The organism is uncultured Nostoc sp., assembly GCF_937863485.1.
Classification (GTDB): Bacteria; Cyanobacteriota; Cyanobacteriia; order Cyanobacteriales; family Nostocaceae; genus Nostoc.
Window position 1 is genome coordinate 56,149 of record NZ_CALMFY010000219.1, and the last position, 15,617, is coordinate 71,765.

Sequence of the window (15,617 nt, forward strand, 5' to 3'; positions counted from 1 at the left end):
ACGCGTAAGGGACAGACATTTTTAAATTCTTTGACTTTCCTGCGGAACGCTACGCGTAGCAAGATCCCCGTAGGGATACGGCGTGAGCGCTCAGTCGAATGCTTTTGAATTATTCAATTCCATTATCCAAAATTTAAAATCTAAACTTCGGTGAGGGAGATGAGAAGATGAGGGAAAAATGATAAATGACTATTAACAGAATTTTTGTATTGGCAAAGAATGTGTTTCAGGAAGTGGTACGCGATCGCATCCTATATATTATTGGTTTTTATGCCTTAATACTTGCCACTGCTTTCCGCGTCCTTCCTGAATTTGCGGCTACGACTGAAGACAAAATGTTTTTAGACTTTGGGATGGCGGCGATGAATGCCATCGGGTTAATTGTGACGATATTTGTTGGTACGGGACTGGTTAATAAAGAAATTGAAAAACGCACTGTCTTAATGTTAATTGCTAAACCTGTCAGCCGCAGCGAAATTATCGTCGGCAAATACTTGGGTTTATCCGCAGTACTAGCTGTACTTATCGCCACGATGACAGCAATTTATCTGATATTTCTGCAATTTGGTAACATTCCTCATCCAACGGTGAGCATTCTAATTGCGGCAATTTTCTTATTTTTGCAGTTATCATTAATCACTGCTATAGCTATTACCTTTGGTGTTTTTACTGCTTCTTTGCTAGCGACTATTTTAACCTTTGCAGTATATTTAATCGGAAATATTACTCAAGATTTAGTACAACTTGGTCGTCTTAGTCACAACCCTGGTATGGAACGTCTAACTCAAGGTTTGTTTCTCATCTTACCAGATTTATCTCGATTAGATTTGAAAAATGATGCTGTTTATGGTCTGCAAGCACTACCTGATACAACTGCACTGATTATGAATGCTGGCTATGGCTTACTTTATAGTGCCATGTTGTTAGCGATCGCTATTTTTATCTTTTCACAACGCGAATTTTAGTCATTGGGCAGAAGAACAAATAGAAAGTTATTCTCTCCTAACTCTGCTAATTTTAGATTTTAAATTGAAGGAAAAATCTAAAATCTAAAATTGAATCACTCCTAACTCTTTTAATAAATCACTATCTGAGGCTGCTTAATTGTGCCATCAGGCATGATAGTATTTCGGAACTTCGCATAAATCAGGTTTGTTTCCCAAAGGTTTGCCTTACTCAAGTTTGCCTTGGTTAAATTTGCCCATGTCAGGTCTGCACCAGTTAAGTTGGCCTCAGTTAAATTAGCTTCTAGTAATTTTGCTCCACATAGCTTTGCTCCTGTGAGATTTGCTCTAACTAAGTTAGCTTCAATCAGTGATGCTTCAATTAATTTGGCTTCACTTAGGTCTGCTTCTCTCAAATCTACATCACACAAAGAAGCACCCCAAAGATTACTATTTGTGAATTTTGCCCGCCATAAGAAAGTTCCGCACAAATTTGCTCGTGTTAAATCAGCATTAATCAAATTAGCTTCACACAAAGATGCTTCATACAAATTAGCTTCACGCAAGCTAGCTTGCATCAAATTTGCGCCACTTAAATTAGCACGAGTGAGGACACAGCCACACAGATTTGCATCACGCAAATCCGCTCCTATGAAGTTAACACCACTTAAATCAATTCCTTTCAGGTCGATTCCACTTAAGTCACATCCACTGAAATCTCGGCGCTGAAAATATTTATTTGTAATTTGACTTAATATAAATTCCTGCTTATCTGCATAATTTTTCATGGTATTCACCTCTGGGTGTAATTTATCTCAAAGTTCGAGTAGATAGTTACTGTATATTGAGAGTACACCTCAAATGGAGATCAGCTCAGTAAATAATCAAAAATAAATTCCTAAAAAATCGCCAATAACCTGAAAATACGCTTTTGAAGTGGTTTTTAAAACAAAAAATGCTGACATAGGTCAGGAAACATTGATAAGTCAAGTTGGTAGGGTGGGTTACGCTGAAGACTAATGCACCACTTTACTAAGGTTGATAGCGAAGGCTAAAGTAAAAACCATCAGCCTGGGCATTATTACCGCGATCGCTCAGATCGATAAATGGAAATCCATAATCGAGCCGCAAATATAGATTATCAATTCTCATTGCCTGATTCCACAATAATCCTAAGTCTGCCCCCAGCAGAAAAGTTTGCTCGGGTAGCGGATTGGGACTATTAGACTTATTCCAGACGGCTCCTATGTCGAGAAATGGCGCGAGTTGAATCGTGGATAATCCAGATTCATTGCGCTGCACTGTGATCCGATCTTCGATCATTACACGAAATCCATTATCTCCAGAGCGGGTATTTTGGCGATATCCCCTTACAGACTGTCCACCGCCAATGACGAATTGCTGGGAAGGTAAAAGGCTATCTGGTGTTAGCTGCAAGTCTGCTTGGATGAGCAATAGATGATCGCTGCTAAGTTGCTGCACGCGCTGTACTTCACCCAACTAACTGAAAAAGCGACCATCAGGGATGGGGTGATTGTTGATAGTTGCATCTAATATGTCAATACCAAAACTAAATTGCGATGCCTGCGGCGGACTACGCCTACGCAAAAACCAAGCTCTTTGAGGTTCGCGCTTATAGTCTTGACCAAATTTAATTACACTGGTACGGCTAACTCCATTGGCGTCAGGGCCAATACCAAAGCGGGTTGCAAGGTTATCGAAGAGAAAAGTTTGACTACGAATTTTAGATAAAAGATTTTTTGCTTCATGCTCCGCCCCGCACAACTCTTGGCGATCGCAATTATCCCACTCTTAATCACCTTATTTCTGCTTGCCACCGACTATATTTTGGAACAAATCCCCTATTTACGAATTACGATTTATTTTAATTACTAATCAGTTTTTCAACTTTGAATTTGGAATTGCTTATGTCTAACCTACCATCACTGAATACAGAAACAATTTGGGCAATTCTTGACGAGAAACTTGATGATGCCACAGTCAACCAGTTGCTATGGCATTATTTAGGCTATCGCTATGATTCTTCAACTGCACAATGGGACACTAGCCAAGTTGCACCAGAATGGCAAGATGAGTACCCACAACCACCAGATTTCATTGAATCTCGCCCTGCAACAGTCAAGTTGACTCGTTCCATTCCTGCTGAAAATAAACAAATGCTAAAAGAAAAACTGGGTTTCAAAGGTTACAAAATTGGTGAATTTGGGCCTCGACAAACTCGCAGGGCAACGGCGGCGAATTGGTTGTTAAGTTATCTGCAACAAACTAACGGCAAAATTGAGTAATCTCATGTAGCAGATATTTTTAGCAATCCTAAATCATTTCTGATAAACAAGATCCCTGACTTCGTAAAAGTTGTCGGGGATCTATGGTTTGCAATGAGCACAAATTAAATCAGATTGCTTTATTAAAAAAAATCTTATTATTACCAATATTATTTTTATTGCCAAATATCGGCTATTTTATAACTTAATAAAAAACTATTAATTTTTTTAACAAAACGTTGTAACTGGATACAATAATATTTAAATTTTCCTAGTATATTAAACCAAATTGCAGTAAGTAAATTTGAATATTAATCAAAAAATAAATGCTCTAAACAGTCAAAATTTGCCAATCAATAGTTAATTTTATAAAATATTTATCAATTATTCCTGAAGATAGAAGCACTAATTATATAATTCTTTCTCTAGAGCTATTTGCAAATTCAATTGAGCATCAGAAAATATTATTATCAACCATTGATATTACAAACACTTTTATGGCAAAGCCAATTGAATTTAATTTATTTGCACCTTACAACAAAGGAGCCGCATTAATTGGTTCTTTTTCTGATTGGCAAGAAATTCCAATGGAAAAAGGTGATGATGGTTATTTTCGTACAAGTGTTGAACTAGAAGACGGCATTTATAAATATAAATTTCGCATCCAGTCAAATTCATGGTTTTTGGAACCAGAACAATGGGTTGATGTCACAGACCCCTATGCAACTGATATAGATGAACAAAGTGGAAAAGATGATGGTGTTATCCAGGTAAAAGATGGTAAAAGGATTACCGATACTTATATTTGGCAACATGATGATAAACCTTTACCTGCTGACCATGAATTGGTAATTTATGAATTGCATGTCGGTGACTTTTCTGGTGGCGAGGATGACCCTTATGCACGAGGCAAGTACAAACACGTTATTGAAAAGTTAGATTATCTATGTGAACTCGGAATCAACGCTATTGAGTTGATGCCACTTAAAGAATATCCTGGTGATTATAGTTGGGGTTATAATCCTCGCCACTTCTTTGCTACAGAATCTAGTTATGGTTCTACTGCGGGATTGAAAAAATTGATTGATGAGTGTCATGGCAAAGGTATTCGTGTGATTCTTGACGGTATTTATAACCACTCAGAAGCATCTGCTCCTTTAACACAAATTGACCACGATTATTGGTATCATCACTCTCCCCGTGACCCTGGTAATAACTGGGGGCCTGAGTTTAATTATGAACATTATGACGAAAAATTAGATATTCATCCTGCGTGGAAATTTATTGGTGATACAATCCGTTTTTGGATTGGGGAATATCATCTTGATGGTATTCGCTATGATGCAGCGCGGCAAATTGCTAACTACGACTTCATGCACTGGATTGTTCAAGAAGCCAAAAAAACTGCTAGCATGAAGCCTTTTTACAACGTTGCCGAATACATTCCTGAAACTACCAGCATTACCAATGTAGATGGGCCAATGGATGGTTGCTGGCATGATAGTTTCTATCACTGCATTTTAGAACATATCTGCGGTGATACATTTGATTTAGAGCGTCTCAAAGATGTCATTGACTGCAAGCGCCAAGGCTTCTTGGGTACCATTAATGTGGTAAATTACCTCACCAACCACGACCATAACCATCTCATGGTTGAATTGGGGAACCGTGAGATTTTTGACGAAGATGCCTTTAGGCGGGCTAAATTAGGAGTAGCCATCCTGATGACTGCTGTTGGTGTACCTTTGATTTGGATGGGAGAGGAATTTGGCGAGTATAAACCTAAACAACCTGAATCATCCAAAATTGATTGGACGCTGTTAGGTAATGATTTAAATCGTGGTTTATTTGAATCATACAAAGGCTTAACCAACCTGCGTAAAAATAATCATGCCCTCTACACAGAAAATATTGATTTTATCCACGAAAATCCAGAGGCAAAAGTATTAGCTTATACTCGTTGGAATGATGAAGGTTCTCGTGTAGTCGTGGTAGCTAATTTTTCAGAAAACTTTCTAGGTGATTATCATGTTCCTAATTTAGCAAGCGGTGGTACATGGCACGAATGGACAGGGAATTATGATGTCGAAGCTGGTGACGATGGCATCGTAGCTGATTTGGGACCATACGAAGCCAAAGTGTTTGTATGGCAGTAATGATATACACTACTGCTGAGTCAGTAGTCCAATAATAAAGAAAAGGGGAAACATTTTTCCCCTTTTTCAGTTATTATCTTACTCATGTACAGTTTAATTAGAAATTTGTCAAGCAGAAAACAGGCTATTTTAAAATATCATCGGTTTGTGTTACACTTTTGAGTTGAAGTGCGGATATAAAATTGCCAAATCATCCCCATGCACAACAAATTATTTAATAGTAATATCGAGAACGATCGCATTTTATTAACTCCCAATGAAGTCAAATCAAAATTACCTTTAACACAATTAGCTGAACAAAGAGTTTTAGCATCTAGACAGGAAATAGAACATATCCTGGATTTTCAGGATCGCAGAAAATTTATAGTAGTTGGCCCATGCTCAATCCACGATCCAAAAGCAGCGCTCGAATATTCTGAGAGATTGAAAATATTGGCCGAGCGAGTTAAGGATAACTTGCTACTAGTTATGCGAGTGTACTTTGAAAAACCAAGAACAACTGTAGGCTGGAAAGGATTAATTAATGATCCAGATATGGATGATTCTTTCCATGTAGAAAATGGTTTGTTAATTGCCCGGAACCTGTTATTAAAAATTACAGAATTAGGATTACCTGCTGGCACAGAAGCACTAGATCCAATCATTCCTCAATACATTAGTGAACTGATTACATGGTCTGCCATTGGAGCACGCACGACCGAATCACAAACTCACCGCGAAATGGCAAGTGGGCTTTCGATGCCTGTAGGTTTTAAAAACGGTACTGACGGTAATATTCAAGTAGCTTTGAATGCCCTACAATCAGCTAGAAACCCGCATAATTTTCTGGGAATTAATCAAAACGGACAGGTCAGCGTATTTCAAACTAAAGGTAATGCCTACGGTCACGTAATTTTAAGGGGTGGTACTCAGCCCAACTTTGATCCAGCAAATGTCAAACTGGTAGAAGAGAAATTAAAACAGGCAAATTTACCACCGAGAATTGTGATTGACTGTAGCCACGGCAATACCAATAAAGATTACAAATTACAAGGTATTGTCTTAGAAAATATTATTCAGCAAATAGTGGATGGTAATACATCAATAGTTGGCATGATGTTGGAATCCCATTTGTATGAAGGTAGTCAATCAATTACTGGTAAACAAGAAGAATTAAAATATGGTATTTCTGTAACTGATAAATGCATTGGCTGGGAAGAAACCGAAAAAATTATTTTGGCTGCTCACGAAAAACTTAAGTAAATACCATAGCGGAGGTTTTCAGAGGCTTTGAATCTTACTTCCCAACGCTAGTAGGGCTTGTCATTACTCAATGTATGACAATCCCCGCTTCGTTTCTATTTCAAGGCTAATAACTTGCATTCCTCTTAAGAGAAATAAACAAGAATTTTATATCATGTCTGCTTGATTACTTATTAAACCTGAAGAACCTCACTCCACCAAAGCTACGCTTTGTCTTCCCTAAAAGCAAGCGGACCTAGTACAACGCAGCGCAAATAAACAACCCATTTTAAATCAACGAAACGTTTACGTTGTATTTCTTTTGACTTTTGACTTTTGAACGCCAGTTGCTTCAAGTCGGCAGAGCCGCCCAATGCACTGGCTCCTTTTGACTTCCGCCTTGCGGTATTAGGGTGTACACATAAGTCGAAAAAAGCTCGATTTCCAATTGTTATCTCGTTTCTCTGGTTCCTATGCTTTGTATAAGAATGTTGGTGTTCTCATCCAATCGATAACTACTGTAACATCAATATTAATCTTAATAATTCCTGTGTTTATCCAGATTTTCTTTCAGTGGTGTTACACAACAAATATTCCGGTAAATATGACCCCGAATTCTACTGTGGTTTTTTTTTGAATTAGCGATGTCTACGACGAGCTTGTTTACGAGATGCTACGCGTAACTCGATTCTCCGTGTGGGTACGCTTACGCAAGCAAATCTATTAAGCTTGTAATGCCTTAAACCACTTATTTAAAACTGTACTGATGGTTTTCTTAATCTGATGCTTACGACTCCATTTCTGGAATGCCATTTCATACTCTTCGCCTTTGATTTGAAAGGTATTCCAAACATCCAGCCCTACAGGCAATCCGCAGAATAGTAAAATGTACAGCGACCAAGAAATTCCGCCACCAGTGATTAAATCTAACAGTATAAAAAAACCATTTAAAATCGCGTAATTCCCTAGACGCTTCTGAAATCTTCTGATGCGGTAGGCGTCAAAAGCGTTTCGCTGTTGGACTTGACCTTGTTGTACTAACCAATCATGTTGGGCTAATTTTAAAGAATCAGGTGAAATTTCTAACTCAGCAGCAATTTCTAATATCTGCTCATAAGAAAATTCTGTATCCTTGTCATTAGCTTGACGAGCGATCGCTAAGTGCAGAATCTGTTGGACATCTTCTTGGCTATAAGAGCGGATGCTTTGAGGTTCAAACGCTGTCATAATTCTTTCGCTTATATTAGTTTTGATAGAAATTTGCTACCCAATAGATTTTAAGCAGCTACGCCAGTACTATTTCCATTATCTCTACATTAGCAAATCTGGATGTTGTCGCGCGTCTAATGTATTGTATTTTTAACTTTGAGTAAAATGCGTCTATCGCTCCTGCACTTTTGGTTGTCAATAGCCATAAATATCTTTAATAACTTGTACCCAACCGTTAGGGACAGATTTGAGGATGCGATCGCCTTTTTCTTTAGTTGCGGTTGTGGCGTCGCCAATCACTTCACTTTTACTGATATCTCGCGTCACCCAAGCCACAGGTAACTTACCTTCCCAACTCAGTAAACTAATTTCTGACTGTTCTGGGGGATACTCTGCAACAGTTTTCTCTAGCTTCACTTGTTCTGGCAAAATCGATAACATAATGCTAGTTTCAGCATCTACAATTAACCGCAGATAAGGGCCATGTTATTCAAGTTGCCCCCATAGGCTGGATGATTACCACATTTTCCTTATATGGCATTGCCTGGATGTCAGTCCAGGTGAGGTAGGGAAAAAAGCGTTCTAGAGGAATGAAACTGTGCATATTACTTGGATTACGCCATTTTTATCTTAACGGGATTGATACAAGAAACAAGATTTGTTACTTTTGACTTTTGAATGAGTGACTTTTGACTTCCCCAAAAGGGCTGACTCTTAGCGTCTCCCGTTGGGAGAAGACTCGCTCTAAGCGAACGCAAGAGCGTCTCTAAGAGTTGCCATGCCGCAGGCTTTACGCTGCGCTATCAACAAGAACCGCCTTCGCGGAGCGTCTCGTAGAGAAGACGGGGGCTGCCTCACCTCAAGCCGGACTGCCTTAAAACCCGTAGCTTTGTACTTCATGCAAAAGAAAACTGCTGTATAACCCCGCCCAAAGCAAGCCGGATTTTTTCCTATGTGTAAATTGGGAGATTGGGAGCGATCGCTTGTAAATCCCTATGTGAAGAACTCTAGCTATATCCAGTCTAATCAAGATGCGGCAGAGGATAATAACCAAATAGGGACTAATAACAAGGACTTAAGTTAATGGTTGAAGAAAATGGATCGATTCGTACCCTATCGGTTGATATTGGCGGTAGTGGCGTTAAGGCTATGGTTTTAGATATAACGGGGAATCCTGTCACGGAAAGGGCACGTTTAGATACACCCCAGCCTGCTACACCAGATGTTGTAATTAATGCAATTGTTGTGTTAGCAGCGGCTCAAGGTGAATTTCATCGCGTTTCGGTTGGTTTTCCTGGTGTGGTGCGGTCTGGAGTCACGGAAACAGCGGTAAACTTACATCCAGATTGGATCGGATTTGATTTGGAAACAGCATTATTAAAACATTTAAATAAGCCTGTGCGGGTGATTAATGATGCAGATATGCAGGGGTTTGGAGCGATCGCAGGTAAAGGTGTAGAATTGGTGATTACTCTGGGTACGGGGTTTGGTTCGGCTTTATTTATGGATGGTAAGCTGGTACCGAATATGGAAATGGGGCATCATCCGTTTCGCAAAGGAGAGACTTTTGAGCAACAGTTGGGGCGTGCAGAGTTAGAAAAAATTGGTGAGAAAAGATGGAACAGGCGTTTAGAAAAAGCGATCGCATCTTTGCAACATCTGTTCAATTATGATTACCTTTACATTGGCGGTGGTGAAGCCGTGAGAGTGAATTTCCAGCTACCGTTAAATGTGAAACTCATCCCCAATATCACTGGTTTATTAGGCGGTATTGCTTTGTGGCGAGATGAGAAAAGGTAAAAAGTTTTTCAGTAGCTACAACTGGGCGTACTAAGCGCTAAGGGCGGGCTGGATTGGTTGCAAAGGGTATTAGCACCCATAGCACTCGCAGGAGCTTTATGATCAAATTGCACCAGAACGGGACAGACCTTTATACAATCAAGCAAATTACGGGCGATCAAGATTTCAAATTCCTAAAGCGCTATGTGGAAATTGACAGCGATCGCGTTAGGAGAGCGATCAACGCTTTATGAACGCCAAACTCTATTTTCTGCTTTCTCGAAATCTTTTTTGACTTGCAGCATGGGGAGTATGACCATCAAGAGATCAAGGCTTAGGCACTCTCCGAGTTTAGCGAACCAGGCATGGATGAAATCTACCCGAACTTGTGACAAATCACAACTGAGCAGATAGGCTGAAAGTGATTTCAACAAATAACCATGCGATCGCAATCTCCACCTCCTGCTTCCTGTGCTGCGCCAATTGCGATCGCACATTCCCTCGGGTGATGTGCCGATGCTTAATCTTCCTGTCGATCTTCCAGCAATAGCAGTAATAATGATTATCTTTGCAGTTCATCGGCAGGTTGGATTAACTTAGCCAGAGCAGTCTGTGGCAGTATGTCCTAACCGCCGTGGAAACTGGAAGGCTACCAGAAAACGAACTGACTAAAGAATTGATTTACCACTGCGACTCACTCAAGAAGACAGTTAATGAGCAAGGCGAGAAGCTGCTAGGTGGTAAGCACATCCAGGGTAAGCTCATGAGCAAAGTAGTAAACTTGTTGTTCCAAGTATTGTGTAAAATAATTCCCGTAGTATGATGTTATAAACGCTTCATACAAATGAGGGGTTTTCAAATCTGATAAAGTTTCAATTACCCTGAAGTTTGATAATCTTTATAAGTCGTTGGGAAGAATCCCCAATCATATGAACTGAGAGAAAATCTGTTTGATAAGTTCGGTTTTGGGTTGCGAGTGCGATCGATCTTTCAGCTACCCTGAAGTTGATATATAAAAGAGCAATTTTCAAATGACTATTTACTTTTATAAGGTTTGGCAGCCTTATGGCTGTTTTTCTAACTTTTCTCTTCATAGAATCTATATCCAGGGTACTTACTGGCCAACGGTTGAGCATTATTATCAAGCGCAAAAGTTTGTCGGCAGCACAGATGCGGCAATTATACCCCTCATTCATGCCGCCGCCACCCCAGAAGAAGCTGCCGCTTTGGGAAGATGTAACACTCGCCAATTCCGTCGAGACTGGGATTTGGTGAAAACTCAAATTATGCGAGAAGCTGTACTTAAAAAGTTTCTCACTCATCTTGATATTAGAGAAGTTCTCCTGAACACAGGTGATGAGATTTTGGTTGAAAACTCCCCAACCGATTCTTTTTGGGGCTGTGGTGCTAATAAAACAGGTCAAAACCATCTCGGTAAAACTCTCATGAGTGTGCGTGAAGAAATCCGTAAGTTACTATCTTTAACGGTAATTTACGAATAATTTCATCAAAATAATTGCATTTAACATAAAATCAGCAATTATACGGGGAATAGTAAAATTCCCCAGCCAAAAATATTTGAAAAAGTTGCCAATAATTTAGTTGTTTATTTGAAAAAATCTTAATTAATTGAATTAATGGGCAAAAATCGTCAAAAAATATTTTTAATTTCAGGAAATTATTAAGGCATAAATTTAAGTGTAATTGCTGACATAACTTCATGTTTTAGAATATAAAATTAATAGATGACAATGATTAAAATTTATTAACTTTAGACTTGAGAAATGTTTGAAAAGTCTTTACTGATAAAGCAAGCGTTTTAAGATTTACTTAAATAAATTTTAGAAGGCTACGGGTATCAAGCAAAATATCTGATACTTTTCAAATATACTCATAATCCATTTCCAAAAATATTTGCAACAAATGTACGCCCCAAGCAACGCATTTGTAGCAGGAATTTCTTAAAATTGGATGAAAATCAAGGCATTGTAAGTTGAAAATTTTTATCAAAGACAATTATAAAAAAAATTATACTTCAGTCATGGTGTATATAGGCAATGACATTTACCGATAAACCAAAAGGTTTGCAGCAAAACTTAGACCAAGAAAATTTACTGCATCGGATGATAAACCAGATCAGGCGATCGCTCGACCTGCAAGAAATATTAACGACTACCGTTACTGAAGTACGTTTATTTTTGCGTTCAGATCGAGTAATGGTGTATCGCTTTGATGCTAATGGTAATGGTGAAGTTATTACTGAATCTATTCATGACCAGCGTCTGCCATCGTTATTGGGATTGCACTTCCCAGTTCATGATATTCCTGAAGCGGCCAGAGAGATGTTTTTGTCAGTGGGACAACGTTCGATTGTCGATGTGGCAAACGAGAAGATCGGGTTATCGCCTCTACAATCAAAAGAAACTGGCAAACCCCTACAAACTAATATCTACTATCGGCAGGTAGACCCGTGCCATATTCAATACTTAAAGGCAATGGGCGTGCAGTCTTCTTTGGTAGTACCAATTTTACATTGCGACCCACAAGAACAATCGGCAAAGCCTAAATTGTGGGGATTGTTGGTATCTCACCATAGTGAACCGCGAAAGATTTTGAAGCGGGAACTAAAAGTATCGCAGCAAGTTGCCGATCAGGTAGCGATCGCGATCGCTCAAAGTAATCTACTCACTGAAACCCTCGCCAAGCAAGAGCGAGAAGTTACTATTAACCGAGTTACTACACTATTGCATAAACTACCGCTAATCCAATTGCAGCGATCGCTAGAAGAAGTTATTACTGCCTTCGCTGGAGTCGGTGGCAGGCTTTACATTGAACAGAGTCGGGAACTATACACCTGGGGCGAACAACCTACACTCCCCTACGAGTTAGACAACAGTATTATCGAACAGCATCCTATGTGGCAAAACTGGATGGCTGAGTGGAAACCAGGTAATATTTGGACAACTGTTGACCTCTATAAAGAACCACGTTTGCGAGTTTTGGCTTTAGCATTCCGTTCTACTCAAATTCGCGGACTCATGGTGATTCCCTTACATTACCGCGAAAAATTTATCGGTGTATTAAGCATTTTTCGCTCGGAATTTGAAACGGAAATCTTGTGGGCGGGAATATGTGAACAAAATCGGCGACAACTTTTACCCCAGCTTTCCTTTGAGGTTTGGCGAGAGCAAAAAAAGGGGCAAGCAGCTGAGTGGAAACCGGAAGAAATCTTATTGGCGCAAGCCTTGTACGATCATTTTTCAATGGCAATTCAACAGCAGCAAATGTATAAACAGGAACAAGCGCTGAATCTCAACCTAGAACTGCGGGTGCAAGAGCAAACGGCTGAACTCGAAAAATCATTACTGCTTACCAAAGTACTCAAGCAAGTCACAGAGCAGATTCGCCGCACATTGGACTTGCAGACAACCCTGCAATCCATCGTTCGGGAAGTCCGTCCCCTGCTAAACTCAGACCGGGTGCTGATTTTCCAACTTCAGAGTAGATCGGTGATTGTGGAAGAGATCAATGGTAATTGGCAGTCAACTTTGGGAGTGAATCCACCACCGGGATGCTTTCCTGATGAGTATACCCGTCCATACTTTCAGGGCAAGGTAAGGGCAATTAACAATGTTTCAACTGCTTCTTTAAGTAATTGTCATCAAGAGTTTTTGCAGAGTCTGCAAGTGCAAGCAAACTTAATAGTTCCGATAAATATGGGTATGAAACTATGGGGGTTACTAATTGCCCATGAGTGTAAGGCTCCCAGAAATTGGCAGGATGCAGAAATTGATTTATTGCAACAGCTAGGAGATCAGGCTGCGATCGCCATTCAACAAGCAGAACTCTACCAACAAACCTGTGATGCCGAAACTGAAGCTAGAAATCAAGCTGCACATTTAGAGCATACCCTACATGAACTCCAAGAAACACAGACAAAATTGATTCACACCGAAAAAATGTCTGGTCTAGGACAGTTGGTAGCGGGTGTCGCCCACGAAATCAACAACCCCGTTAACTTTATCTACGGTAACCTGTGCCACGCTAGTGACTACACCGAACAACTGCTAGAAATTTTACGCCTCTACCAGTTACATTATCCCCTCCCGCATAGTGAAATTCACGTTGCGATCAAAGCGATCGATTTTGAATTTTTGGTAGAAGACCTCCCGAAAATCATGACCTCAATGCAAGTAGGAACCGAGCGCATTCGCTCAATAGTGCTATCGTTACGAAATTTTTCTCGCTTGGATGAGGCTGAAAACAAGCGTGTTGACTTGCATGAAGGCATTGACAACACCTTATTAATTTTGCAACATCGGCTGAAAGCAAATGCTGAATTTCCAGGTATTCAGGTAATTAAAGACTATGGCAACATCCCCAGAGTGGAATGCTATGCCGGCCAAATGAATCAGGTATTCATGAATATTTTCAGCAATGCCATAGATGCCCTGATAATGGGGGCTGAGGACTGGAGACTAAGGACTGGGGAACTGAAGACTAAGGACAAGGTAGACAAAAGGAATACCTCATGCCCAATACTGACTATTTATATTTCCACTAAAATCTCAGTAGACAACTCTCGTCTATTGATTCGTATTTGTGACAATGGCCCCGGAATGACTCAAGAGGTGAAAAAGCGAATTTTTGACCCGTTTTACACTACCAAACCTGTGGGCAAGGGTACAGGATTGGGACTGGCAATCAGCTATCAAATTATTGTCGAAAAACATGGTGGAATGATGGAGTGTATTTCAGAACCTGGCAAAGGTACAGAATTCTGGATTGAAATTCCCGTCAAGCCTTAAGCCAAAATCAATAGACTTCTTGCATAAATAATTCATGGTACAATGGAGTCTTTTAAAAATTTGCTTTTTATATCAATCAGACATACCAGTAAACTAACAAAAGTTCTCTGTACTCAACGCGAAAACTGCTATTTCCTCAAATATGGAAGATTAGGGGACGCCGTAACTAATTTTCATTCCTTATTTACAGAAGCGATGAAAGTGAGTACATCCCTGGATAGAATAAAGAAGAGGAGGAAATAGTTCAGCAATTAGAGATTTGGGTGTTGTTGTGTTTAAAGAGAAGTCTGAGATAAGGTCTCCTCTGGGTGTAAGATTATACGAAGTTGAATAGTGAGAAATAGTTTAAATAGCGCCTTATGTCAATTATTGCGCTCAGAGCGTGGTATCTACAGGATTATGAGCCGATTCCAGAACTGGAAAAACGTCCGCCAGACATTCGCTTAAGCAAAAAAAGCCTGTTGAAATCAGCATTGCGAGCAGACTTTTTGGAAGAAAGCGACGAAGTTAAGGAATCAACTTGGTTTGGACGCTATCTAGAAGGGGAAAATATTGAATTTTATATTGAAGGTAGTGGTGGCTATTGCGTAGCTAACATTGACTTAATTAGTCATGAAATTTATTTCACCAAGCAGGCGGTGTTAGCTCAGTTAGAACCAACGATTTTTTTGTGCTATCAAACTGAGTATGCCGCAGCGACAAATGTTTTAAGAGAAGAACTGCGAAAAAGTTTGGACAGTTTAAACAAGCGATCGCGCTTTCCCCTAACATTAGTAGAATCCTCTCATCCCAGCGGTGCGGCTGTACGGATTAACCGCACGATCATGCGAAAAATCCGTAAGAGTTTGTTATTTATCGCTGACACCACGCCCATTGCTAGTATTGATGGTAAAGAAACTCCCCAACTAATTCCCAGTCCTAATGTCTGTATTGAGATTGGCTATGCTATTCAAAGTAAGCGGTCTGAACAGATTTTACTAGCGCAAATGCAACGCCCAGAGTTTGAAGGGCAATTTCCCTTTGACTTACCCACACAGCAAATTTTGCAATTCCAAGACACCACAGAACTAAATCAAATCCTCACAGGAACCATTGAAAACCAGCTAGCACGATTCAAATTGTTTTTTTGAGCAAGATAATATTACTTACCAAAAATCGAACTAAACCTCATCTATGTTGAGAACCGTAGTTTTTGCCCTCACCCTAAATCCCTCT

At 39.8% G+C, this 15,617-nt stretch carries 11 protein-coding genes and 2 pseudogenes; 9 read left to right on the top strand and 4 right to left on the bottom strand.

The genetic code is table 11. The features are described 5' to 3' along the window. The first annotated feature begins 185 nt into the window (after positions 1-185). Positions 186-965 (top strand): ABC transporter permease, encoded by a 780-nt coding sequence (locus tag Q0541_RS30355; RefSeq protein WP_298919938.1) that lies wholly within the window; start codon positions 186-188, stop codon positions 963-965. A 110-nt stretch (positions 966-1,075) separates the two neighbouring features. Here the strand turns inward: Q0541_RS30355 and Q0541_RS30360 are convergent, their stop codons facing one another. Continuing rightward, positions 1,076-1,732, bottom strand: a complete 657-nt coding sequence (locus tag Q0541_RS30360) for a pentapeptide repeat-containing protein (RefSeq protein ID WP_298919940.1) — start codon at positions 1,730-1,732, stop codon at positions 1,076-1,078. 244 nt (positions 1,733-1,976) lie between these two features. Beyond that, positions 1,977-2,678: pseudogene (locus Q0541_RS30365) on the bottom strand (ShlB/FhaC/HecB family hemolysin secretion/activation protein); the annotation flags it as partial. Between the two features lie 194 nt (positions 2,679-2,872). Here Q0541_RS30365 and Q0541_RS30370 point away from each other — a divergent pair. The 3 genes from Q0541_RS30370 to Q0541_RS30380 all read left to right on the top strand — a co-directional run bounded on the left by Q0541_RS30370 (position 2,873) and on the right by Q0541_RS30380 (position 6,627). After that, positions 2,873-3,250: a DUF1823 family protein gene (locus Q0541_RS30370; RefSeq protein ID WP_273768000.1), complete on the top strand. Its 378-nt coding sequence runs from the start codon at positions 2,873-2,875 to the stop codon at positions 3,248-3,250. A 476-nt stretch (positions 3,251-3,726) separates the two neighbouring features. Then, complete coding sequence (locus tag Q0541_RS30375) at positions 3,727-5,385, top strand: alpha-amylase family glycosyl hydrolase (protein ID WP_298919943.1); 1,659 nt, start codon at positions 3,727-3,729, stop codon at positions 5,383-5,385. A gap of 198 nt (positions 5,386-5,583) precedes the next feature. Continuing rightward, entirely contained in the window at positions 5,584-6,627 is a 1,044-nt protein-coding gene (locus tag Q0541_RS30380; protein ID WP_298919946.1) for a 3-deoxy-7-phosphoheptulonate synthase, read from the top strand. 702 nt (positions 6,628-7,329) lie between these two features. Here the strand turns inward: Q0541_RS30380 and Q0541_RS30385 are convergent. Together Q0541_RS30385 and Q0541_RS30390 are read right to left on the bottom strand one after the other, a co-directional pair. After that, complete coding sequence (locus tag Q0541_RS30385) at positions 7,330-7,833, bottom strand: 2TM domain-containing protein (protein ID WP_273767993.1); 504 nt, start codon at positions 7,831-7,833, stop codon at positions 7,330-7,332. A 177-nt stretch (positions 7,834-8,010) separates the two neighbouring features. Next, a pseudogene (locus tag Q0541_RS30390) lies at positions 8,011-8,419 on the bottom strand (creatininase family protein). Between the two features lie 479 nt (positions 8,420-8,898). On the opposite strand from Q0541_RS30390, the gene Q0541_RS30395 reads away from it, so the two are divergent. The 5 genes from Q0541_RS30395 (at position 8,899) to Q0541_RS30415 (ending at position 15,532) form a co-directional block, all read left to right on the top strand. After that, positions 8,899-9,615 carry an ROK family protein gene (locus tag Q0541_RS30395; protein WP_298919949.1) on the top strand — a complete coding sequence of 239 codons (717 nt, stop codon included), beginning with the start codon at positions 8,899-8,901 and terminating at the stop codon, positions 9,613-9,615. Positions 9,616-9,713: 98 nt separating this feature from the next. After that, the gene (locus Q0541_RS30400) at positions 9,714-9,848 is read left to right on the top strand and encodes a hypothetical protein (RefSeq protein ID WP_298919951.1); all 135 of its coding nucleotides are present in this window, start codon (positions 9,714-9,716) and stop codon (positions 9,846-9,848) included. Positions 9,849-10,625: 777 nt separating this feature from the next. Then, positions 10,626-11,096 carry an NADAR domain-containing protein gene (locus Q0541_RS30405; RefSeq protein WP_298919953.1) on the top strand — a complete coding sequence of 157 codons (471 nt, stop codon included), beginning with the start codon at positions 10,626-10,628 and terminating at the stop codon, positions 11,094-11,096. Between the two features lie 555 nt (positions 11,097-11,651). After that, on the top strand, positions 11,652-14,402 hold the full coding sequence (locus Q0541_RS30410; protein WP_298919955.1) for a GAF domain-containing protein: 2,751 nt from the start codon (positions 11,652-11,654) through the stop codon (positions 14,400-14,402). A gap of 359 nt (positions 14,403-14,761) precedes the next feature. Further along, positions 14,762-15,532, top strand: coding sequence for a hypothetical protein (locus tag Q0541_RS30415; RefSeq protein ID WP_298919957.1), 771 nt, complete (start codon positions 14,762-14,764; stop codon positions 15,530-15,532). Positions 15,533-15,617 lie beyond the last annotated feature (85 nt).

What these genes read in the sequence shown, in the direction of transcription:
- Q0541_RS30355 (WP_298919938.1), top strand. Translation starts at nt 186, where the DNA reads ATGACTATTAACAGAATTTTTGTATTGGCAAAGAATGTGTTTCAGGAA.
- Q0541_RS30360 (WP_298919940.1), bottom strand. Translation starts at nt 1,732, where the DNA reads ATGAAAAATTATGCAGATAAGCAGGAATTTATATTAAGTCAAATTACA.
- Q0541_RS30370 (WP_273768000.1), top strand. Translation starts at nt 2,873, where the DNA reads ATGTCTAACCTACCATCACTGAATACAGAAACAATTTGGGCAATTCTT.
- Q0541_RS30375 (WP_298919943.1), top strand. Translation starts at nt 3,727, where the DNA reads ATGGCAAAGCCAATTGAATTTAATTTATTTGCACCTTACAACAAAGGA.
- Q0541_RS30380 (WP_298919946.1), top strand. Translation starts at nt 5,584, where the DNA reads ATGCACAACAAATTATTTAATAGTAATATCGAGAACGATCGCATTTTA.
- Q0541_RS30385 (WP_273767993.1), bottom strand. Translation starts at nt 7,833, where the DNA reads ATGACAGCGTTTGAACCTCAAAGCATCCGCTCTTATAGCCAAGAAGAT.
- Q0541_RS30395 (WP_298919949.1), top strand. Translation starts at nt 8,899, where the DNA reads ATGGTTGAAGAAAATGGATCGATTCGTACCCTATCGGTTGATATTGGC.
- Q0541_RS30400 (WP_298919951.1), top strand. Translation starts at nt 9,714, where the DNA reads ATGATCAAATTGCACCAGAACGGGACAGACCTTTATACAATCAAGCAA.
- Q0541_RS30405 (WP_298919953.1), top strand. Translation starts at nt 10,626, where the DNA reads ATGACTATTTACTTTTATAAGGTTTGGCAGCCTTATGGCTGTTTTTCT.
- Q0541_RS30410 (WP_298919955.1), top strand. Translation starts at nt 11,652, where the DNA reads ATGACATTTACCGATAAACCAAAAGGTTTGCAGCAAAACTTAGACCAA.
- Q0541_RS30415 (WP_298919957.1), top strand. Translation starts at nt 14,762, where the DNA reads ATGTCAATTATTGCGCTCAGAGCGTGGTATCTACAGGATTATGAGCCG.